Origin of the sequence: Streptomyces sp. CA-251387, assembly GCF_050936625.1 — a bacterium.
GTDB lineage: Bacteria > Actinomycetota > Actinomycetes > Streptomycetales > Streptomycetaceae > Streptomyces.
The window spans coordinates 83,467-104,168 of record NZ_JBNJMJ010000002.1 but is presented as its reverse complement, the minus strand read 5'-3'; the positions used below and the strand labels follow the sequence as shown (position 1 = coordinate 104,168).

General features: G+C 65.6%; 19 protein-coding genes and 4 pseudogenes. 14 read left to right on the top strand and 9 right to left on the bottom strand.

Annotation, left to right across the window (positions count from 1 at the left end):
• Window positions 1-83: 83 nt before the first annotated feature.
• Window positions 84-218 carry a hypothetical protein gene (locus tag ACQEV2_RS42045; RefSeq protein ID WP_433055528.1) on the bottom strand — a complete coding sequence of 45 codons (135 nt, stop codon included), beginning with the start codon at window positions 216-218 and terminating at the stop codon, window positions 84-86.
• On the opposite strand from ACQEV2_RS42045, the pseudogene ACQEV2_RS42040 reads away from it, so the two are divergent.
• A pseudogene (locus ACQEV2_RS42040) lies at window positions 214-405 on the top strand (transposase); the annotation flags it as partial. The gene ACQEV2_RS42045 and the pseudogene ACQEV2_RS42040 sit on opposite strands and share 5 nt — an antisense overlap.
• A gap of 160 nt (window positions 406-565) precedes the next feature.
• Here the strand turns inward: ACQEV2_RS42040 and ACQEV2_RS42035 are convergent.
• Together ACQEV2_RS42035 and ACQEV2_RS42030 are read right to left on the bottom strand one after the other, a co-directional pair.
• A complete protein-coding gene (locus tag ACQEV2_RS42035) occupies window positions 566-1,825 on the bottom strand; it encodes an MFS transporter (protein ID WP_433055525.1) in 1,260 nt (419 codons plus the stop codon).
• 445 nt (window positions 1,826-2,270) lie between these two features.
• Window positions 2,271-2,494 (bottom strand): annotated as a pseudogene (locus ACQEV2_RS42030) (hypothetical protein); the annotation flags it as partial.
• Window positions 2,495-2,545: 51 nt separating this feature from the next.
• On the opposite strand from ACQEV2_RS42030, the gene ACQEV2_RS42025 reads away from it, so the two are divergent.
• The 9 genes from ACQEV2_RS42025 to ACQEV2_RS41985 all read left to right on the top strand — a co-directional run bounded on the left by ACQEV2_RS42025 (window position 2,546) and on the right by ACQEV2_RS41985 (window position 10,101).
• Window positions 2,546-2,707, top strand: coding sequence for a helix-turn-helix domain-containing protein (locus ACQEV2_RS42025; protein ID WP_433056089.1), 162 nt, complete (start codon window positions 2,546-2,548; stop codon window positions 2,705-2,707).
• Between the two features lie 13 nt (window positions 2,708-2,720).
• Window positions 2,721-2,873 carry a winged helix-turn-helix domain-containing protein gene (locus tag ACQEV2_RS42020; RefSeq protein ID WP_433055522.1) on the top strand — a complete coding sequence of 51 codons (153 nt, stop codon included), beginning with the start codon at window positions 2,721-2,723 and terminating at the stop codon, window positions 2,871-2,873.
• 9 nt (window positions 2,874-2,882) lie between these two features.
• Window positions 2,883-3,281 (top strand): transposase, encoded by a 399-nt coding sequence (locus tag ACQEV2_RS42015; protein WP_433055519.1) that lies wholly within the window; start codon window positions 2,883-2,885, stop codon window positions 3,279-3,281.
• A 438-nt stretch (window positions 3,282-3,719) separates the two neighbouring features.
• Window positions 3,720-4,760: an amino acid--tRNA ligase-related protein gene (locus tag ACQEV2_RS42010; RefSeq protein ID WP_433055516.1), complete on the top strand. Its 1,041-nt coding sequence runs from the start codon at window positions 3,720-3,722 to the stop codon at window positions 4,758-4,760.
• A 94-nt stretch (window positions 4,761-4,854) separates the two neighbouring features.
• Window positions 4,855-5,691: a class I SAM-dependent methyltransferase gene (locus tag ACQEV2_RS42005; protein ID WP_433055513.1), complete on the top strand. Its 837-nt coding sequence runs from the start codon at window positions 4,855-4,857 to the stop codon at window positions 5,689-5,691.
• Complete coding sequence (locus tag ACQEV2_RS42000) at window positions 5,688-6,695, top strand: S66 peptidase family protein (RefSeq protein ID WP_433055510.1); 1,008 nt, start codon at window positions 5,688-5,690, stop codon at window positions 6,693-6,695. Before ACQEV2_RS42005 ends, ACQEV2_RS42000 begins: the two co-directional genes overlap by 4 nt.
• A complete protein-coding gene (locus tag ACQEV2_RS41995) occupies window positions 6,692-7,225 on the top strand; it encodes a hypothetical protein (protein WP_433055508.1) in 534 nt (177 codons plus the stop codon). The genes ACQEV2_RS42000 and ACQEV2_RS41995 overlap by 4 nt, the downstream gene beginning before the upstream one ends.
• Window positions 7,212-8,366: a hypothetical protein gene (locus ACQEV2_RS41990; protein ID WP_433055505.1), complete on the top strand. Its 1,155-nt coding sequence runs from the start codon at window positions 7,212-7,214 to the stop codon at window positions 8,364-8,366. The genes ACQEV2_RS41995 and ACQEV2_RS41990 overlap by 14 nt, the downstream gene beginning before the upstream one ends.
• 424 nt (window positions 8,367-8,790) lie before the next feature.
• A complete protein-coding gene (locus tag ACQEV2_RS41985; protein ID WP_433055502.1) occupies window positions 8,791-10,101 on the top strand; it encodes an ATP-grasp domain-containing protein in 1,311 nt (436 codons plus the stop codon).
• Between the two features lie 247 nt (window positions 10,102-10,348).
• On the opposite strand, the pseudogene ACQEV2_RS41980 reads toward ACQEV2_RS41985, so the two are convergent.
• Window positions 10,349-11,118 (bottom strand): annotated as a pseudogene (locus tag ACQEV2_RS41980) (transposase family protein).
• Window positions 11,119-12,178: 1,060 nt separating this feature from the next.
• Window positions 12,179-12,316, bottom strand: a pseudogene (locus tag ACQEV2_RS41975) (IS5/IS1182 family transposase); the annotation flags it as partial.
• Window positions 12,317-12,625: 309 nt separating this feature from the next.
• On the opposite strand from ACQEV2_RS41975, the gene ACQEV2_RS41970 reads away from it, so the two are divergent.
• From ACQEV2_RS41970 to ACQEV2_RS41960, 3 genes are all read left to right on the top strand, one after another.
• A complete protein-coding gene (locus ACQEV2_RS41970; RefSeq protein WP_433055499.1) occupies window positions 12,626-13,186 on the top strand; it encodes an NAD(P)-binding protein in 561 nt (186 codons plus the stop codon).
• Window positions 13,187-13,352: 166 nt separating this feature from the next.
• A complete protein-coding gene (locus ACQEV2_RS41965; RefSeq protein WP_433055496.1) occupies window positions 13,353-14,441 on the top strand; it encodes a hypothetical protein in 1,089 nt (362 codons plus the stop codon).
• A gap of 187 nt (window positions 14,442-14,628) precedes the next feature.
• Complete coding sequence (locus ACQEV2_RS41960; RefSeq protein WP_433055493.1) at window positions 14,629-15,618, top strand: reverse transcriptase domain-containing protein; 990 nt, start codon at window positions 14,629-14,631, stop codon at window positions 15,616-15,618.
• A gap of 57 nt (window positions 15,619-15,675) precedes the next feature.
• Here the strand turns inward: ACQEV2_RS41960 and istB (ACQEV2_RS41955) are convergent, their stop codons facing one another.
• Window positions 15,676-16,470: an IS21-like element helper ATPase IstB gene (istB, locus tag ACQEV2_RS41955; protein ID WP_433048730.1), complete on the bottom strand. Its 795-nt coding sequence runs from the start codon at window positions 16,468-16,470 to the stop codon at window positions 15,676-15,678.
• Window positions 16,470-17,717, bottom strand: coding sequence for an IS21 family transposase (gene istA / locus ACQEV2_RS41950; protein ID WP_433048733.1), 1,248 nt, complete (start codon window positions 17,715-17,717; stop codon window positions 16,470-16,472). Before istA (ACQEV2_RS41950) ends, istB (ACQEV2_RS41955) begins: the two co-directional genes overlap by 1 nt.
• A 377-nt stretch (window positions 17,718-18,094) precedes the next feature.
• Here istA (ACQEV2_RS41950) and ACQEV2_RS41945 point away from each other — a divergent pair, with 377 nt between their 5' ends.
• Window positions 18,095-18,490: a helix-turn-helix domain-containing protein gene (locus ACQEV2_RS41945; protein ID WP_433055490.1), complete on the top strand. Its 396-nt coding sequence runs from the start codon at window positions 18,095-18,097 to the stop codon at window positions 18,488-18,490.
• Here the strand turns inward: ACQEV2_RS41945 and istB (ACQEV2_RS41940) are convergent.
• Together istB (ACQEV2_RS41940) and istA (ACQEV2_RS41935) are read right to left on the bottom strand one after the other, a co-directional pair.
• Complete coding sequence (gene istB / locus ACQEV2_RS41940) at window positions 18,436-19,206, bottom strand: IS21-like element helper ATPase IstB (RefSeq protein WP_391335784.1); 771 nt, start codon at window positions 19,204-19,206, stop codon at window positions 18,436-18,438. The two genes, ACQEV2_RS41945 and istB (ACQEV2_RS41940), sit on opposite strands and share 55 nt — an antisense overlap.
• Window positions 19,203-20,555, bottom strand: a complete 1,353-nt coding sequence (gene istA / locus ACQEV2_RS41935) for an IS21 family transposase (protein ID WP_433034770.1) — start codon at window positions 20,553-20,555, stop codon at window positions 19,203-19,205. The genes istB (ACQEV2_RS41940) and istA (ACQEV2_RS41935) overlap by 4 nt, the downstream gene beginning before the upstream one ends.
• Window positions 20,556-20,702 lie beyond the last annotated feature (147 nt).

The following is a 20,702-nucleotide window of genomic DNA, read 5'->3' as shown; positions in this document are numbered from 1 at the left end:
GTCACCGCATCTCGCTGGGTTGAAGTTCCCCCGGGATGCGGTGGGTGGTGACAGGATGGTGTCCCGCGTGGTGGTGTAGCCGATCAATCGGTGGGCGTGATGGTGGTGTGGGGTAGTGCGGGGGCGCTTTCGGGGAGTTCGGGGTAGAGCTCGTCCATGCTGCCTTCGGGGAGATAGCGGCTGGGGAAGGCGATCCACTCCCTGCGAGCGTGAGGCATCACGCCGAGGATCGCCCGCAAAGGCATCGCCCACGGATCCGGCCTGGGCAAGGCCAGGTGGGTCGTCGAGCGCACCTTCGCCCGGCTCCACCAGTTCAAACGACTCCGTATCCATTACGAGATATGCGCCGACCTCCACCTCGCCTGCAGCATCATCTGCTTGAGACGACTACGGACCTCATTGTGAAAGGATCAGTAAGCGAATCCGGCCGCGTCACCAGCCTTCAGTCCGCTGACCTGCATATTCAGCGCGGCAGAGCTCCAGAATTACGCGGAACACAGGTCAATGCGTCCAAGACCAGGTCGGTGCGTTTGTTTCGGGCCGCGGACCAGCCCACGCTTGTGGATCATGGCTTCGGAGCAAGTGGGGAGGCACTGTCCCGTTGGCTGACGGCTGTGGGGGGATCGATGAGGTCGGCGGCCTTAGGCAACCGGCGTCTGACCGAGGCGGCCAGCAGGCTGGCTGCGACGCACCCGAGGATGAGTCCGGCGAGCAGGGGGATGGTCAGGTGGTGCTGAAGCAGGATCCCTGCCACGGCCGGCCCGGCGGCGAAGCCGGCGGCGTAGGCGAACGCCGCCGCGCCATTGTAGCGGCCCCGCAGGGTTTCCGGGGCTATGTTGTTGACCAGGGCCGGGAGTGTGGGGGCAAACAGGGTCTCGCCCAAGGCGAAGGTGACCGCAGCGAGGATGAACGCTACTGCTGCCGTACCGGCCTGCAGGCGAGTGCCGGCCAGCACCAGTGCCCACGACAGCGCCCACAGGCCGCACAAGACTCTGATCGCGGTGGTGCGTCGGCTGCCTCGGGCCAGTTTGAGCACCACCAGCTGGGCCGCGGTCACCGTCACCATGTTGGCCGTGAACGCCACCCCCATCAAGCCCACATTCATCCCCGCCTCGGTCATAAAGACAGCAAAGGACGCATTGAACTGCGCAAAACCCACCGCCACCAAGACAGCCAGCAGCACCCACAGCCGCACGAACAGCCGGTCCTGCGCCACCGCCCGGTACCCGCCAACAGGAACTGGACCATCAGCGTTGGGCGCGTCACCCTCCGCCGCGAGGGCGGCGGCAAGGATGGGAGTGCCGCAGACCAGGACCAGTATCGCAAGCACAAAGCTCGCCGCGTCCAGCACATAAAGGAGTACGAACGAGGACGGGTTGGCCACATCCGCCAACAGAGCCGCGGCAAGCCCGCCCACGGCCAGACCGAGATTGAACGTTGCATGCCGCACCGCAAACGCCCCGGAACGGCCCTGCTCGGGTACCAGACGGGCCAGCAGAGCGTCCTGCGCCGGCAATGCCAGCGCGACACCCAGGCCCGACACCGCCGCTGCCATAAACGCCTGCCACGGCCGCGACACTACTGCGAGCCCGCACGCTCCCACAGCAGCGACAGCCCAGCCTGCGACAAGAACCCGCCGTGGCCCGGACCTGTCCACCCATGCCCCACCGACCGGATTCCCCACCAGACCAGCCAACGCGACCGTCGCCGTGGCTGCCCCCGCAACCCCCAGCCCCAGCCCGCGCACCGCATGCAGATACACCATCAGAAACGGAAGCGTCAGCCCGCTCCCCACCGCCGACAGCGCATCCGCCCCCAGCGCCACCCACGCACTGCGCGGCAAAACAGGAACCCAGTCCCGGCCCACCAACCTGCCACCTCACACACGTAGTCACGAAGACGAAAGCCGGGCCCGGCGCCTGCGCAGCACACCCGACCCGTCCCCGGCACTACCAGCCGTCAGGCAGCACACCGCTCAACCCACTGACGCATGGAAGACACGGCGACGGATGGCAAGTATTTCGACTCCTCGTTTTTTGAACGCTCGAGCGGTTAATCAACTGAACGATGAGCCGTTGAATGATCACTCTGGCCCGTAATCCTCCGACCCGATGCATCGGGTCGGGCGACACGTCGGGCCGCAGACAGAGCGGGGCTCGTCGCAACACTGCCCCGGCCAGGGACTGCCGCTATGAGTAATCGCCTCTCAAATTGAACCATCCTGGTTCTTTGGAGGCTCTGATTTCCGGTCTGTCCAGGAAACGGTGTAACTAGGTAGGTTTCATAGTCAGATTCGGTTGTGGGTAAGGCGGCCATCGAATGCGATGTCGAAAGGCTTGCAGCGCCCGCTTCCGCCTGATCGTCCAGCGCTTGCGTCCTGTCCCGGCCGGGGCGAGGGACATCCCCGCGAGGTAGACGCACCTCAGGGCGGCGTTCTTGAAGGGAAGTGGCCGCGGGCCCGAATGGTGCAGGCGATCCGCCGGATCTCTGCATCGACCTGCGCGGGCTGACCGACGAGCGGCGCGCTCTACGCGAGAAGTTGAGGATGGAAGCGTCGAGCGGTTCATCCGGCGACGAGAGCGCGGTCATCGCGCGCGACCTGCGGGTCAGTGTCCGGTCGGTACAGCGTTGGCGCAAGGCCTGGTCTCAAGGCGGGCCGAGAGCTTTTAGCCTTCAAAGGACCGGCGTCCCTGCCGCTGCTCAGTGACGAGCAGTTCGCCGTGCTGGAGCAGGAACTGGCCAAAGGGCTGGTGGTGCACGGCTGGCCGGACCGGACTTGGACTCTGTCACGGATCAAGACGCTCATCGGGCGCCGGTTCCACAAGAACTACACCGTGCAGGGTGTTGCCGTACTGCTCAAGCGGCATGGCTGAAACTGCCGGGTGCCGGCTCGCCGGGCGGTGGAGCACGACCAGGCGGTGATAGCCGGCTGGGTGAAGGAGGCCTGGCCCCAAGTGGAAGGCCCGTGGCGGCGCTCGACGCCTGGCTCGTTTTCGAGGACGAAGCCAGACCGCGCATCAGCAGCTCGCCGGCCCGATCGTGCTGGTCTGGGACAACCTGACACCCACTCGACGGCCAAGGTGCACCGCTACATCGCCGAACGCGACTGGCTCGCCGTCTACCAACTCCCGCCATACGCACCGGACCTCAACCCTGTCGCGGGCATCTGGTCGGTACCACGGCGCACCACCACGGCCAACCGCGGCTTTCGCCGACCCGTACGACCTGATCACCGCCGTCCGCCGGAGTCTCAGGGCTCTTGCACGGTGAAGGGTTCGTAGGACGGGTCGCGGACGGCTTCGGTCATGTTGGTGGCGTCGGTGGCGCGTAGCTGGTTGAGGGTGGTGTTGCGCAGGGTGGCCATGTTCTCGGGGCCGTGGCCAGTGCGGATCTGCGAGCGGTCCTCGTCTCAGAGGACATCCCCTACGTAGTGGATCTTGTTTTCGATGTGCCAGTGGCCTCGCAGACTCATTGCAAGAGCCTTGACCCGCGGGCCCTTCGACGGGCAGCAGCTGTTCTCTCGCGCTTGGTTACTCCGACATCTCGAAGCGTGGAGAACGGTCGTCCTACGCCTGCCCGAATCCCGCCGATCTCAGCAGGTCGAGTGCTCGCTACTCATCAACCGGGCGTGTGCATGGTGGAGGATCGTTGGAACTTGGCCGACAGATGCGACCTGGCTGCCGCCTGGCGTCAAGTAGTTCCCGTTTATCTACGTAGGTATGAGAGAGGTGGAGGGTATTTTGACTTCGTTCCACAGGAGTCCGCACGGAAGGTGGTGCCCAGCTCCCGATCGTTTCCTTAGAATCGTCGACCAGCCGATGTACCGTACGTTGGTCGACCTGCAGGATCTCGTAACGACCGCCACCAGTCATTTTTGGCGAGACAGGGGCGTCAAAGCCTTGCACTTGCCGATCACTACCGACAGCGTGTCCAGTCCAATGGGTTTGGGCAGCGACTCCTCCCCGGTCGAGATCGACTTGTTCGGGCAGCGCACTTATCTGGCTGACTCTATGCAGTTCATGTTGGAGTACGGTTGCCGGCTCAGCCCCGAGGGCGCCTGGTATCTGATGCCGAGCTTCCGCGGAGAGGAGGCCGACGCTACCCACCTGAACCAGTTCTTCCACAGCGAGGCCGAGATCCAGGGCGGGCTGGACGATGTGGTCTGCACAGTTGAGTCCTATGTGCGGATGCTGGCGACCACAGTCTTGGTGGAATGCGGCAAGCAGTTGGAATCACTCGCCGTGCCGCTCGCGCATATCGAGCACATGGCTGGGCTGGACGATTTCCCACGAATGACGCTGGACGAAGCCGTCGACTACCTGGACGGCGACCCCCTTGCTGTCCGCGACTTTGGCCAGTGGCGGTCTTTGACCCGTCACGGCGAGCGTCGGCTGCTGGACGAAGTGAGCCCCGTGCTGTGGGTTACCCACTTCGACCACTTGTCGGTTCCGTTCTATCAGGCGTACGCCGCCCCGGACCGGCGTAAGGCTCTCAATGCTGATCTGCTCTTCGGTATCGGCGAGGTTGTGGGGGCCGGCGAACGACATGTCACAGGGGAGCAATGCCGGAGTGCGCTGGCCCACCATTCTGTCAGCGAGGACGCCTACCGGTGGTATGTCGACATGAAGGACGCGATCCCGATGAGGACGTCCGGATTCGGCATGGGTGTCGAGCGTTGGTTCATGTGGGTCCTCGGCCATTCTGATATTCGCGACCTGCAGCTGGCACCGCGGCTGAACGGTATTCCGCTGGCACCGTGATGCCCAGTCCGATTTCGCGGGTGGGTATGCAATAGCCACTTCGTGGTCCAAGCTTCCGAGATTCTTCGAGCGAAAGGATGCTGCCGTGTCGCTTATGACCGTCGAGCAGTACGAGAAGTTCTTCGAGCCTTACGCAGGAAAAGTAGCAGGCTTCAACCAAGCCGCGTACTGGGCATTTTCCGACGCTCTTGTGCAGGTGTTGTTCCGTCAACACCTGTCGGTACGACCGGGCCAGCACATCCTCGACGCGGGCGGCGGTACTGCCCGTTGGGCACTTTGGTGCGCCAAGGCTCTGGGTGTGGAGGTGACGGTCGCGGACAAGTCCTCCCATATGCTGGCGGAGGCGACCAGTAACATCGAGCGGGCTGGTGCGCAGGACAAGGTGCGCTTGGTCGAATGTGACCTGGAGAACGCGCCGCAGCTAGCCGACAGCACCTTCGACGGGGTGATCAGCACCTATGGTGTGCTCAGCTTCCTCGACAATCCGAGTGCTGCGTTCGACACCCTGCACCGAGTGATGAAGCCGGGGGCGCATGGCCTCTTGATGAGCCACTCGTTGTCGAACGCGATTCACTCGAAGATCAATCGGGACGGTGCCGATGCCAGCGAGATCCGCGAGTTGATGGACAGCAGGATCGTCAAGTGGGCACCGCACGTACCGCCGCTGCGTGTCTACTCCTCCACCGACCTACGCAAACTCGGCGAGGATGCCGGTCTGGTGGTCGAGCGCGTATTTGGCATCACCACCCTCGTCCACCCAGAATCGGAGGACTTCGGCTATCCCTACGAGAAGCTCAGCGAGATTTCGCAGCGCCTGCAGGATGCTGACTACTTCCGCAGTCTGCTGGAGTTGGAGGTCGAGGCATCCGAACACGTCGAGTGGGCCGAGCGGGGCGTCAATCTGATGGTCCACGTCCGCAAGGCGAAATGAGGACGGCGACGACGGCTGTGGTGAGCCGTAGGGACCGAACAGTCGGGCTTTGGACGCCATCCTCGCCTGCCCCTGCGCTTTTCCCAAAACGGATGGCTCGGGCGGTGGCCGAGCTGAGTCAACTCGGCTGGGAGGTGGTCACAGCGCCGTCGACGTATGCGATCAGCGGACCCGGCGCGGCGCCCGCGCCCTATCTGGCTGAGGAGCTCCACGGCCTGCTTGACGACCCGAAGGTAGACTTTGTGCTCGCCACAGCAGGCGGATATACAGCCGACCTCGTTCTGCGGTATCTGGACTACCAGTGGATCGCGGAGCAGGAAAAGCCGATCGTCGGCTACAGCGACGTATCGAACGTGCTGTGGGCTCTGTACACACACGGCGTGGGTTCGCTCATCCACGGCCCCATGGCTGTCTCCGAATTCGGCCACTGGACCGCCCCGTTCCCGTACACGGTCGACAGCCTGGTACGCACGCTTGCTGGTGAGTACGCGGGAGAGCTGGTACAGCCGGACGAATGGACGGACGACGACCCGTGGTGGGACCGAGACGACGAGCGGGCGCTGCTGATGAAGGAGGCTACGCCGTGGCGGGCGCTGCGCCACGGAACGGCAAGCGGTTGGTTGTTGGCCGGCTGCATGCTGTCCGTGCGGTCAGCATTCGGTGGGCCTTACCTCCCAGAGACTGATGGAGCCGTGCTCTTTCTGGAGGACTTCGGCGTCGGTCCGGACCAGGTCTGCGCCATGCTCAACCAGTGGCGTCAGTCCGGACGCCTGAGCGGACTGGCGGGTGCGGTGTTCGGTCGGCGGGCACGCCCGCAGACGGCTGCCTCCGGCTTCGCCGACTTCGACGAAGCGATCCTCCAAGTCTTCGACGGAATCGACATCCCGATCGTCGCAGACGTTGACTTCGGGCACACCGAGCCGCAGCTCTCCCTGCCGCTGGGCGCGAGCGTTCTCATCACCACGGACCCTGTGACTATTGAACTCGCTGGGGGCAAGTCATGAGGGCGCACCCTGGGCCGTACAAGCAGCACCTGCTGCTGGCACGCGAGGAGAAGGGGACGCGCGCACGCCGCCGCCGTCTCTTCGCCGAGCTGACCGCCCTCGGTTGGGAGCGCCAGCCCCCGGTGTTCGCGGTACCGACCATCGGGAACACCGGGTGGTGGCGTGGGATCAGGGTCCGTGAGCAGGTCAACTTCGGTACGGACTGTCAGGCGTACACGCCGCAAGGCCGGCGCATGCTGTCCCTGCGGACGCTCGGCACCGACTTCACCCTGGTGACCGGCGAGCGACTGCGCAAGGGTGGCCTGGACCAACTGGTGTACTCGCTGGGCTACGCACTCGACGGTGGACAACCGCGTGGGGACGTCCTGTTGGCCGAGGGCTGGGCTAGAACCCGAACGGCGAACTTCGAGGCGTTTCTCGAGGCCGTTGATCGCTGGTTCGCTGACGTCCGGGCCGAGGTCGTCGAGGAAGAGCCTTCCTTGCAACGTGTGAAGTGCTGTGCGTCAGGACTGCGTGATGCTGCTGCATGACGCGCCTTCGTCGCTGCCGGGGTACCAGCGCCGGCTGATCACCTCCGGCTACCTGAGCCGCTTCCCACTCGGCCACGGCCTGAGCCATCTCACCGCCGCCGGCCTGGACTTGGGCGACCTGATGATCGATGTCGTCCTCAACCGCGCTGGGGAGTTCTGGCCCCTGGACGTCCTGGCCCACCCGCCCCTGCTCGCGGACCCCTGGCAGCGCGAGTTCGCCGGCAGTATGTCCGAACACTTCGACTGCTTCCGGCTGTCCGGCAACCGCTTCCTGTGGTTCGACACGAACGTCTCCCATCTGGACGCGCTTCGGGAACGGCTCGGACCGGGCCTGGAGACGTGTGCTGTGGCCTCGACCGAGGGTCTTTACCGGCCCGTGGCCGCACCGCGTCCGATGATCCGCGACGAGTTCGTGTTCCCCTTCGTCGGCCTGCACATCGCCACGCTCAGGGAGAAGGTCGCCGAGGAGTGGGGGCGGTTGATCGAACTCGTCCGCACCGTGGCCGATGCCGTGGGGTTGCCTCTGCTGCTGCTTCAGAGACCGGGCCCGGTCCACTACTCGCGCAACAGCCTTGCCGCGCTGCTGCCCGCGCCTGGCGACAGACTCGAACCATGGATGCTGGCGTATGAACTCGGCGACCGCTTCCGCAACTACCTCGGCGTGCCCGAAGTCTCCGTGCTCGAGTTCGGAATCTCGCAGAGGGCGCTGGCACTTGGCGCACACAACCAGCGCGGGCGGGCCGCGCGCTATGGCAGCAAGGTGAGTCCCACGCAGGTATTCGTTGAGGGGGCTGGGGAAGGGCCGCCCGGACTGCGCTTGGCGCGGGTGGATGCCGGGGGGATCACTTGCTCCGGACTCGCGCCCGTCGCCGCGGACCTCGAGGCTGGAAACTACAGGCTGCTCAGCGAAGAGTACCGTCGTATCCATCGGCTGAATCGTCCGCTGGCGAAGGTGCTTGCAGAGGAGGACCGCCAGCTCGTTGCCGAACGTTCCTTGAAGCTGGCCGATTTACTTGCCGAACGATACGTGGCATCGCCCAGAGCCGGAGTTGACTCCCAGGGTTGGGTAGTTGCCGCCCCGTTCGACGGATACCGTGACCAATTCCTATGCGAAATCGCAGATCCCGATAGGAAGGCGTGAAGAGGAATGGCCGGCATGCTCGATAGACAAGCCGAGCCTGTGCAGTTCCGGGCGTTTTGTCGCTGGTGGCATTGCGGACAGAAGGGCCGTACAGAAATCATGGATACATGACAGAACCGCAGGAAGGCAGGACGGACACGAGCTGCGCGCTCGCTCAACGCCTGGAGCAGTTAACGATGGAGTAGTTCGAACCGGGTGTGATCGTGCAACCCTCGCATTGCCACGTCTAGTTTCTCGTGTGTCAGTCGGAAGAATGTGATATTCCATTTACGAGAAGACCGCCTGCTGACGGTGGAGGAGTGGTCGGGCCCTCATCCGAGCCCGCCTCGGTGTTTGAGTTCGGCAGTTCGTGTATTCATGGACGTCTGACGGCTGCATCCGCGCAAACAGTTGTCATTTACTCCACGTTGCTACGGAGATTTAAATGAACCCAACCTCAAAGGACCGGACGGAAATCCTGGTCCATGGTGACCCGACCCCACTGCGGTCGGTCGTCCTTTGTAAGTGGCAGCCGGTGCTCGCCCGGGAGCTGATGGAACGCGCCCTCGTGCACGTCGTGCTGGACAACTTCGACGTCGAGCACGCTGATATCGACCAGGATCTCCTCTCCCGGGCCTCATCAGTCCACGTCGTAAGCACTTTCAACGCCCTCGAGGAACTTGCAACCGTGGCGGTGTCGATTCGCCTCCAGGACCCAGAGGTCGGCCGAGTCATCAGCTTCACGGAGTTCTCCCAACTAGGCGGGTCCTACCTCGCCGAAGTGCTCGGGCTCGGGGCCCAAGTCCCCGGCTCAGTGGCAACCCGCGACAAGCGTTGGATGAAGCACGTGCTTGCCGAGGCCGGCGTTCCGACGCCCCAGTTCTCCTCACTGCCCGATCACACAGATAGCGCAGCGGTCGCCGCGATGGCCGAGCGCTTGGAGTTCCCTGTCGTGGTGAAGCCGGCGGCCGGCTTTGGAACGATGAGCACACATCTGGCGCACAACCGGGCGGAGTTCGCCGAAACCCTCAGGTCCTTCACGTACGAGCCGACCCTGGGGTCCCGGCAGCTCATCGTCGAGTCCTTCGTGGAAGCGGAAGAGTTGTATGTGGACGCCTACTGGGGCAACGGCGGACCGCATTTCTACTTCGTCTCCCGATACTTCGCCCCCAGGCTGACGGTACTGCGCGGAGGACCTCAGCAAGACGGTGGCGAGCTGCTGTTTCGCGAGGAGCACCAGGAGCTGTACGAAGAGTTGGAGTCGTTGACGGCACAGGTCATGAGCGCGCTCGGAATCTCCGAGACGATGATCCACCTAGAGGTGTTCCGCCGGCCGGACGGAAAGATCGTCTTCTCGGAAATAGCCACGCGGGTCGGCGGCGGCTGGAGCCCCGGGCTGATGAGCCAGGCGATGGGGCGGAGCGTATGGACCGCGATCGCCGAGCTCGCGATCACCGGTCGGACAGAGCGACCGCGTCCGGTCGCGCCTCACATCGGTGTCCTCCACCTACGGCCGCATGCTCCCGGCCGGATCGTGGAAATCCCCACGATCGAGGAAATCGAGGCCACCCCCGGAGTGCTGGGGGCCCAGGTGTGGCACGAGAAGGGGGACGTTCTCCAGATGCATCATGCCTCGGAGTGGGTGGCCTTCGCCTTCATCGGAGCCGAAACGGCCGACGAACTGGACCGGCTGTTCAAGCTGATTCCGCAGCGCTTGCCCGTTCGCACTGCTCCGATCGAGGCGTTGTCACGTTGATGGGGGTGAATGTCTGACGACACGCCAGGGCATGGTGGACTGGTGTGGTTGCCCTGGTTCAGGCTGCCGTGGGCAGGCCGGTGGTGCTGGTGATCTGGTCCCAGATCACGAAGCGGTGATCATCTCGATGCGGTGTTCGGTGGCGGTAAGGCTACAGGTATTCAACGAACTTCAGGCGCATCACACTAAAGCGTGTTGCACAAGGCCGTGATCAGGCAGTCTGAGCTGGCCTTGTTGGCGTGTGTGATCATGCGGCGAGGGCGAGGTTATGCATGCGGGCGACGGCTTGGACGGCGTGGTGGAGGCCGTTGCCGCGCTGCCGGCAGTCGCGCAGGATCTTGTAGTTCTTCATCCTTCCGATCACGTGCTCCACGCGAGCTCGGACCTTGCGGTGCTCGGCGTTGTCTTCCTCCTCGCCCTTCAGTAACGGCCGTCCGGGCCGTTTACGGTGCGGCACGATCAGCCCGGTGTTGAGGTAGGCGCCGTCGCCAAGCACCGTCACGCCCTCGCAGTGGGGGGCCAGGCCGGAGCGCCGCCAGGCATGCGCGTCCGCGGTGGTGCCCGGCAGCGGGCGGGACGCCGCCACCACCAGCCGGGTGTCCGCGTCCACGACGACCTGCACGTTTGCCGAGAACCGGTAGCTACGGCTGGAGGCGCCCACGCTCCGGTCCCGCACCGGGACCAGCGTGCCGTCCACGATCCACAACCGGTCCGGGCCGTCGGCCGGGCGGGTCATGGGCTCGAGCGCGAGCAGTGGCCCCAGTCGCTGGATGACCGGCACACCGTGGAGGAGGACACCCCGAACAGCGGACCCAGCTGCCGCATGGTCAGGTTCGTGCGGTAGTACACCGCGACCAGCAGGACCCGCTCGGCCAGCGGCAGGGACCACGGCCGGCCCCGCAAGGTGCCATCACCGCCCCGCTCCCGCACCACCTTCAACAGACCCGCAAACTGCGCCACTCGCAGCCCGGTGAATGTCTCCACCCACACTCGGTCAGCCCTTAACACCCCGGCCATACCCGGGAGATGCCCAGCTCACGGCCTTGTGCAACACGCTTTAGGGCCGGAAGGCCTGAGCGAAATTCATATGGCTATGAGGGGCGGGACCCCGGGGGGTAGGAGTCCCGCCCCGCCCGGGTCGGCGTGCGCGGGCCGACCCGGGCGATCCGGCCCCGGGGGCGAGGCCGGAAGTGAAAACGCTGACAGCCACTCCACCATTTCCAAAGGCACGATGATGGCCAGTTAGGGAGCGGGCTTTCAGCGGTCACCGAAAGCCCGCAGCTCCCCTTATCCGCCACCCTCCCCGTTAGCATCAGACCACGCCTGAGTAATCGATACTCAAAAATTCCAATAAACCCCTTTAATTCTGAGCACTCGCAGGTCAGGAGAGGTGTGGATGGCCTTGATGTTCCTGCCGATCCGGCTGATGCGGTGGTGGGGCATCGTGCACGGCAGAGGATCCGCCAGGACTTCAACGCCGAAGGTGCGCTCGCCGGTTGTGGTCCCGATTGCATGGTCGGCTTGCTCAGACCGGGCGCTGATCGGGTGATAGCAGGGGCTGTATAACGGGCAAGGCCCTCGAGTAGGTTTCCAAACCGATGGAGTGTCGGCAGGTTGGCTGTTCGTAAGACGGGAGGCGGAGCCGCTCATCAGAGTTTGGGACACCACCTACGATTGAGTAGGGTCTGCTCATTACGTCTTGCACTGGATGCAATTTGCTATGGGTATGGGCTAACTGCCCGGGTATCGCAGATTTACGGCGTGGCGCGCGACTGTGATCGGGGTGTGTTGGCTTGGCAGTTCGGCTGGTCGGTGGTCACCGCAAGGCGGTGCGGTCGGAGACATCGAACCGGCGGCCGGGATCGGCCACCGTCTTCAGCCCGTGGCTGGCCCGCACCACCGACGTCAACAGCGCGGTACCCTTCGGTTCCGGCGTTCACTCCAGGATCGGCGCCTTCGACCCCAGGCCCACCCCGCGCCATCGTCGCCAGCCGGTTCGGCTTCGGCACCTTGCCCAACTTCACCCGGCCCAGCCGCAACGCGGAGATCTCATCCACTGAGGTTTTCTCAACGAAGGTCATTGCCATGCGTTGTTGAGGACGAGGGCGGCCTTGGCAATGGCGCCGATGCGGTCGGGACTGAGGGTGACGTGCTTGAGTATGCGCCAGCGTTCCTTGAGCTCGGCCGTGGCCCGTTCGCCCGGCGGCAGCGCACAGTCCCCGCAGCAGCTCACGGCCATCTGTCAGGGAATATCAAGAAACACCAGACCCGGAGGCCGGTTCATCGGCTACCATGCCAATCCTGACTTCTCCAGAAAATCGGGCTACTACCACGCCTACGGAATCCATCTCTTCGATATAAATGACCTCTCCCTCGGGCAGGCCTACAGTTTCAGACTGGTCGTCGGTGATTATCAGTCACCTCTGATCACCAACCATTACTGGAGCATCGAGGCCTACACCGAAGCACTGTGCGATGCGGGCATGAACGAGATCGCCTGGCATCAGCCAAAGATATCTGCGAAATGCCTGCGCCACTACGGCGCCGCCTACTGGCAGGCAATGAGCCTTTTCAAGTTGAGCGTCCGGGGACGAGCGCAGTCCGTCCTGACCTGCTCAGATCCCTGTGGGGTGTCACCCGATCGGTGGGCGAGTTGAAGAACCTCAATGACTCTCTGTCCTATGAACTCGCTCGTCGTATGCCAACGCGCTTGATCGCACGCCTCCCCGGGAAGGCGACCACGAGGCTTGATGACCACCGAGGCGACCAGCACACCGAGGAGCGGTCAATGAAGGTAGGAATGTTGGGCGGAGGGATCGGTGGACTCACCGCAGCGCTCTGCTTCGCCAGGCGTGGCCATCACGTCTTGCTCATAGACGCCGACCAGAGCGCGGCCAAGGAAACCGACCTGCTTGCCGATCAATGGCAGCGTCCCGGCATTCCTCAGTTCCACCAACCGCACACGTTCCTCGCTGCCAGCCGCCGGGAGCTGCGTGACCATACGCCCGACGTGCTGCAGATGCTCATGGAAGCTGGCGCGGAGGAAGTCGATCAGGCGGCGCGGACCGCCGCAGCCAGGCGATGAGGAGCTGCGCTCGATCGCCTGCCGCCGGCCGGTCTTCGACAGCCAGCTGCGGCAGGCGGCACTCGCCGAGCTCAATGTCCACCCCCTGCACACCAGAATTCTCGGTCTGGCGGCTCACCCGTCCCGGCCGTCCGTTGTGACTGGTTTGCACACCAGTCACGGGACGGTGGAAGCCGACCTGATTGTGTGCGCCACCGGACGCGCCACACCCCTGGGCCGGTGGCTGGCCGCGATCGGCGCCGGGCCGATCGCAGAGGAACGCGCCGAATGCGGCCTCACGCACTACAGCCGCCACTACCGGCTCCGCTCCGGGCTGGTGCTCCCCGCGGGTCCGTGGATGCTGGGCGGTCCCCGCGGCGAGACGCCCGGATTCTCCTTCGCGGTCTTCCCCGGCGACAACCGAACCTTCTCCCTCATGCAAACCGTTCGGGCCGACGACAGGGCACTGCACAACCTGCACCAGGAGAACGCGTTCACCACAGCAGCTTCTGCCCAAGCCCCGCTGGGACCGTTCCTCGAGTGCGCCGACCCCATCACCCCGGTACGGCAGATGGGCAGACTGCACAGCCAATGGCGCTCGCTGGTCGCCGGCGGGCATCCCGCTGTCCTGGGCCTCCACCTGGTCGGGGACGTGCAATGCCACACCAATCCGGTCTACGGCCACGGCGCCTCCGACGCGGTCAGCCACGCGCACCACCTGGCCCAGATCGTTGACCAGCACCCCGACCTGCGCGACCAGGCCCTGGCCTACGACGTGGCCGTATCCACCAACACACGCACCCGGTTCCAGGTCGCCGCCGTGGAAGACCGAGACCGGCTCCGCCACTGGACCGGAGAACTGACCGAGGGCGACATCACCCCCGACCGCAGCATCGCCCTCTACCAACGGCACGTGATCTACCCCGCCGCAGCCTGCGATCCCATTCTCGCCCGCGCGGTCTGCCGCCAAATCAACCTGCTCGACCCTGGCGACAGCCTCCAGCACAACCCTGAGATCCTCGCCCGCGCCGCTCGCGCTGCCCCACACCTAGCCCAGCCCCCATGCCCTCCCGCGCCGAGCTGCTGCACCGGTCTCACACCCGTCACGGCATCGAAGAGCGGAGGTGAGCCGCTGACGGAGAGGCTCGGCGCATGCGCTCAAACGCCATTCCTGCCCGGCGCCGACCGTCATGGCCTTGGCCCGATCCCGGCGCCTGCCCGCGCCTGTCGGTGCGTCCTGGCCGTGTCTTTCATGTTGAGTAATGATCACTCCTGAAAGGGGGCAGGTGTCCATGATCCAATGGGACTGAAGCGCGGCAGACCCCCATATGCCGCTGTGGGCTGCCTCGGGACAACGGAGGCAGCCCACACCCACCAGAGAAACGGTGAAGGGGCCCTGCTCCGTCGCTACGCATGAAGTTCCGTCCCGGGCAGGGGACCAGCTGGATGCGGCACAAGCGGACATGGCGCTGGTTGACCGAGCTGGCCGTCCGTTTGGCTCCCAGGGCTACCGCTGGGTGCTGGACGCGGATATCGAGGCGTGCTTCGACCGCATCGATCACGCGGCCCTGATAGACCGCGTGAGAGCGCGGGTGAAGGACAAGCGGGTGCTGGCGCTGGTGAAGTCGTTCCTGAAAGCCGGGATCATGACCGAGCTCGGCGAACGGGACGAGACCACCTCCGGAACACCGCAAGGAGAGATCCTCTCGCCCCTGCTGGCCAACATCGCACTGTCCGTGCTCGACGGCTTCGCCGCCGAACAGTGGGCAACCTCCATGTCGGGTCGGCGGGACCGCGAACGACGACGACATCGGGGCCTGCCGACCTGGCGACTGGTCCGCTATGCGGACGACTTCGTCATCATGGTCCACGGCACCCGGGAACATGTCGAAGATCTCCGCGGACAGGTGAGCGAGGTCCCGGCTGGGATGGGCTTGGTGCTCTCCCCGATCAAGACCCGGATTGTCCATCTTGCGGACGGGTTCGACTTCCTCGGTTTTCGCATCGTCTGGATGCGGAAGCGGGGAACGGACAAGTGGCACGTCTACACGTTCATTGCCGACAAGCCAGTCCAGGCGCTGAAACGGAAGATCAAGGCACTGACCCAGAAGTTGTCGCATCTCGATTACAAGATCGCGCTGATCCGGATCAACCAGATCCTGCGCGGCTGGGCCAATTACTTCAAACACGCGGTCGCCAAGCCCACCATGGCCCGCCTGCACACCTTCGTCTGGTGGCGGGTGATCCGCTGGGTGATGCACCGGCACCGCATGAAGTGGAAGGCCATCCGGCGATGGCTCCGAACTCCGCAAGGACGCTGGAAAGACATCAAGTTGGACGGGATCAGACTGTTTCACCTCGGCAAAGTGCCGATCACTCCGTATCGCTACCGGGGGAACAGCATCCCCACCCCTTGGCCGGACGCCCCGACAGGCGATGTCGGTAACGGCTGAATCGTGGGCCGTGGGCACCAGATGAAAAGTGGACCTCACGCTGTCAGTTGATGTTGGTCATTCCCCGGTGTTGGCGGCGGGAACCCGTCCGAGGTCGCGGCCGCGCATGCGGTAGCTGTCGCCTTTGAGTGAGATGACTTCGGCGTGGTGGACGAGGCGGTCGATCATCGCGGCGGCGACCGTGTCGTCGCCGAAGACCTCGCCCCAGCGGCCGAAGGGTTTGTTGCTGGTCACGATCACGCTCGCGCGTTCGTAGCGGCCCGAGATGAACTGGAAGAACAGGTTCGCGGCCTCGGGTTCGAAGGGGATGTAGCCGACCTCGTCGACGATGATCAGCGGGATCCGGCCGAGCCGGGTCAGCTCGTCCGTGAGGCGGCCGGCCTGGTGGGCCTCCGCCAGTCGGGCGACCCACTGGGCGGCGGTGGCGAAGGCGACCCGGTGTCCGGCCTGGCAGGCCCGGATGCCCATCCCGGTGGCGAGGTGGGTCTTGCCGGTGCCGGGCGGCCCCAGGAAGATCACGTTCTCCTTGCCGACGACGAAGTCCAGCGTTCCCAGATGGGCGATGGTCTCGCGTTTGACGGACCGCTGGTGGTCGAAGTCGAAGTCCTCCAGCGACTTGCGGGAAGGGAATCGGGCAGCGCGGATGCGGCCCTCGGCGCCATGGCTGTCGCGGGCGGCGACCTCCCGCTGCAGGCAGGCGGCCAGATACTCCTCATGCGTCCAGCCCTCGTCCCGGGCCCGTTCGGCCAGCCGGGAAGCCGCATCCCGCAGGGCTGGAGCCTTCAACGCCTTGGTGAGATAGACCAGTTCGGAGGAGACGTCGCGGCCGTTGGTGGTCTGCTTGCCAGCCATCAGGCGACCCCCTCACCAGTGGACAGGCCGCCGTCGATGACGCCGAAGATCCGGTCGTAGGTGTCCAAGGACCGCTGCTCGACCTCGAGTTGGTCAGCAGCAACGGGCCGTTGCCGGGCCCGGTCGCGGCCGGCTTTCGCGGCGGCCGCGTGGGTGGGGTCGGTGAGGGACTGATGGCGGGCCCAGCAGCGGGCATGCCGGGCGACCTCGGTGCCCTCGCAGAATGCCAGGACCTGGTCCAGGTCGGCCTTCACCTCGATGCGTCGGCCGATGGCCAGCGGGTGGACGGAGTAATCGCATGTGTCGACGCGGACGTAGTGGTCGCGGGGCAGCCGGAGCGAGGTCCGCCACCAGCCCGGCGGATCGACCGGCGGCAGCGGCAGCATCCTCGCTTTGTCCGTCTCGATCCGGTCGGTCGGCCGGGCCTGCAGGGTGCGGTGGATGCGCCGGTTGGCCTTGGTCAGCCAGTCGGCGAGCTGGATGTTGAAGTCGGTCGGCGAGGCAAAGATCCGTCCGGGCAGGAAGCTGGTCTCCAGATAGCCATTGGCACGCTCGACCAGCCCCTTGGCCTCTGGATCACCCGGGCGGCACTGGATGACGCGGATGCCGAGCAGGCCCGCGAACGCGGCGAAGTCCTCCGTCAGCTGCGGGCTGCCGCCCCGCCAGGACCCGACGGCTGCCTCGTTGTCCCAGACCAGGGCCCTGGGAACGGCTCCCAGGCCGGTCAACAGCCGCCAGTGCCCGGCGATCAGATCGGCCGCGGTCTTGCTCGGCAGCATCCTCGCCATGATCCACCGCGAGTAGCCGGACACCATCACCAGCACCGGCGGACACCCGGTCTGCCCGAACCCCAGCGGGATCTCCGCGGGCGGGAACCACAGATCGCACTGGGCGAGTTCACCCGGCTCATAGCCGGTCCGGGAGGCCGGATCCGCCGGCAGGTAGTCGAGCCTGAGCTCACGCACCCGATCGCGCAGCACGGTCATCCCGCGCTGCCAGCCGATCCGCTCGGCCACCACGGTCGCCGGCATGTCCGGCCACACCTCGAGCAGCTCGCGGATCTTCGGCTCGACCGCGTCCACGATCGACCCCTTCGGGGCCCGTTCGTACTTCGGCGGCCGGTCGCTGGCCACCGCCCGTCGCACCGTGGTCCGCGAGATCCCCAACTTTCGTGCGATTGCCCGGATCGGCATCTGCTCGGCCCGATGCAACCGGCGGATCTCCGCCCAGTCCTCCACGCTGATCACCCATCCTCCCGGCCTGACTCAACGAGTCAGGCCGCCCAGGAGGGCCACAATTCATCCGGTGGAAGTGGTCTCACATTGAGCCGTTGCCGACAGCCCGATCCCAACGGCATGACCTCGTGGAGAGCCCGGTGCCCGGAGACGGGCACGCCTGGTTCGGCGGGCGGGCCGGGGAAACCCACCGGGAGTAATCCCGGCAGGGCACCCCGGTCCGACCCAACAACCTCGGGGAGGCCGCCGAGAAGACCGTCGTCCGCCACCGCGCCCTGCTCCGCGAGCCGGACCCGAAGGCCACGACCACGGCCGCACCGACGGACGTATCGGCGCTGGAAGACAAGCCATCGGCCCACCCGCGCACCTCAGGGCGCCTATCTGAGCGGGTGCGGCGGCAGCACGCCACCGTCCACCAACTGCTCGGTCAGGGCATGGCGTTGCGGGCCATCGCCCGTGAGCTCGGATTGAGCCGGACCACGGTTCGCCGTCTCGCGCATGCGGCTACCCCAGACGAGCTGCTGGTCGGTCAATGGACCGGCCGCACCAGCATCCTGGACCCTTACAAGCCCTATCTCCACCAGCGGTGGGCCGAGGGGCGCACGAATGCCGCCCACCTTTTCGGTGAACTCCAACAGCACGGTTATCGCGGCGGCGTCACCATCGTCCGCGAATACGTGTCCCCGTACTCTTGTGAATGCACCACCAAGTACGGGGATATGTGCACCACTCAGGCCACGTCGGTGTCTCGCTCGATGGCCTGGAGCCGGTTCTTGAGCCGGTAGCTGTTGCCGTTGATGGGAACGACCTCGCAGTGGTGCAGGAGTCGGTCGAGGATGGCGGTGGCGAGGACCTCGTCCCCGAAGACCTGGCCCCATTCGCTGAAGGTCTTGTTCGAGGTCAGGATGATCGAGCCCTTCTCGTAACGCTTGGAGATCACCTGGAACACCAGGTTCGCCTCGGCTCGCTCGAGTGGCTGGTATCCCACCTCATCGACCACGAGAACGCCCGGCCGCAGATAAGTGCCGAGCTTGCTGGTCAGCCGACCTGCCGCTTCGGCGGCCTTGAGGTTGCGGACCATGTCGTCGAGGCTGGTGAAGTAGATCGAGTAGCCGGCCCGGCAGGCCGCGACGGCCAGGGCGACGGCGATGTGCGTCTTGCCGACGCCGGGCGGGCCGAGCAGGGCAACGTTGGCCTTCTCCTCGACGAAGGAGAGGCTGGCGAGATCCTTGACCTTGCGGGGGTCGAGCTCGGGCTGGAAGGAGAAGTCGTAGTCGTCCAGCGTTTTGTGGTGTGGCAGCTTCGACAGCCGCAGGCCCTGCCGAAAGCGCCGGTCGTCCTTGACGGCGAGTTCCTCGGACAGCACCAGGTCCAGGAAGTCGAGATAGCCCATCTTGGCCTCGTCAGCCCGCTGGATGTACTGGTTCAGGGCGTCGGCCAGGTGAGGCAGGCCGAGCTTGACGGCCGTGGTGCGGATGCGGGTGCCGGTCAGCTCGCTCAACGGGCTTCCTTTGTCGGAGTGTTGGAGGTGAAGGGTCGGGTGCCGGTCAGCTCGTCATAGACCGACAGCGGACGGCGGCCGACCTCGACGCGGGCGGCAGCGGCCCGGTTCAGCAGGGCCTGTAGCGGGCTGGCCTGCGGCTCGGGCGAGGGGTCCCGGCGGGGCGAAGCCGGGCTGTCGCCGGTGGTGACGCGGCGGCCGGCGCCGGTGGGCAGACCGTCCCAGTGCCTGTCGTCGACGATGCGGGCGCCGCGGCCAACAGCCCGCGGATGGGCGGCCAGCAGAGTCTCACCGTCCGAGCCGGGGACCGTGGAGTGCAGCGTGACCTGGGACTTCGTGGCCCGGATCTCGACCAGCTGACGGGGGCGGACCCTGCGGGCGGGCACCGAGTAAAGGTTCGCGTCGAAGGCGACCAGGCAGTCCTTGCCCACATGCCGCAGTTGCCGCTGGGCGACCACATACGGAGTCTCGGGCAGCGGACGCAGGGCCATGTGGTCGCGCACCGCCCGATGGCCGATGACCTCGCCATGAGTGCCATGCACCTTCGCCCGCCGCAGCGGCACCCAGGCTGCGAAAGCGGCGTTCATCTCCTCGATGGACGCAAACGCCCGCCCGGCCAGCACGTGATCGCGGACGATGCCGACCTGCCGCTCGACGCGGCCCTTGCCCTGCGGCCGGTAGGCGGCCAGCACATCGATGTCGAAGTCGTAGTGCCCGGCGAACGCGACCGCCTCCGGATGCAGCGGGACCGCCTCGCCCGGGGCGACGTGCCGGCGCACGACGGTCTTGGTGCGGTCGTAGACGATCGTCATCGGCACCCCGCCGAAGTGCGCGAACGCCTGTCGGTGGCAGTCGAAGAAGGTCGCCAGGTCCTGGCTGGCGGTGAAGCAGCAGAACGGGTCGCGCGAGTACGACAACGTCATGTGGAACGAGTAGACCTTCGGAATGCCGACATGAGCGAGGACCTTGCCCTCATCACCCCAGTCCACCTGGGCCTGAGCGCCAGGGACCACCTCGAACCGGCGGTGCAGACCGGCCAGTTCACCCGGGCTGATCCCGAGTTCCTCGGCGATCCTGGGCCTGGCCTCCTGCAGGTAGAGCTTCACCCGCTGGTAGTTGATCGCGACCCCGTACTCCTGGACCAGGCGCTCGTGGATCACCGCCCCCTTGAGCAGGATCTCCGCCCGCAGCATCGCGTCGATCAGCGGGGCAACCTCGTCCACCACCCGCCGCCGCGGCTGCCCGTTCGGCTCCCGCTGCGGCGGCGCAGCCGCCACCTCACCCGACAGGTACTTCGCGACCGTGCGGCGGTTCAGTCCGGTCTCCTTCGCGATCTCCCGCAGGCTCATCGCGCCGGACTCATACAAACCGCGAAACCGCCGAAGCTCCAGCCAGCGATGCGGATCCAAGACCACCGTCAGCCGCCCCTCTGCCACCCGAACCGACAGCAGCAGACTCGCGGCCCATGCCTCTCACCGCATCAAGAACGGTGCACT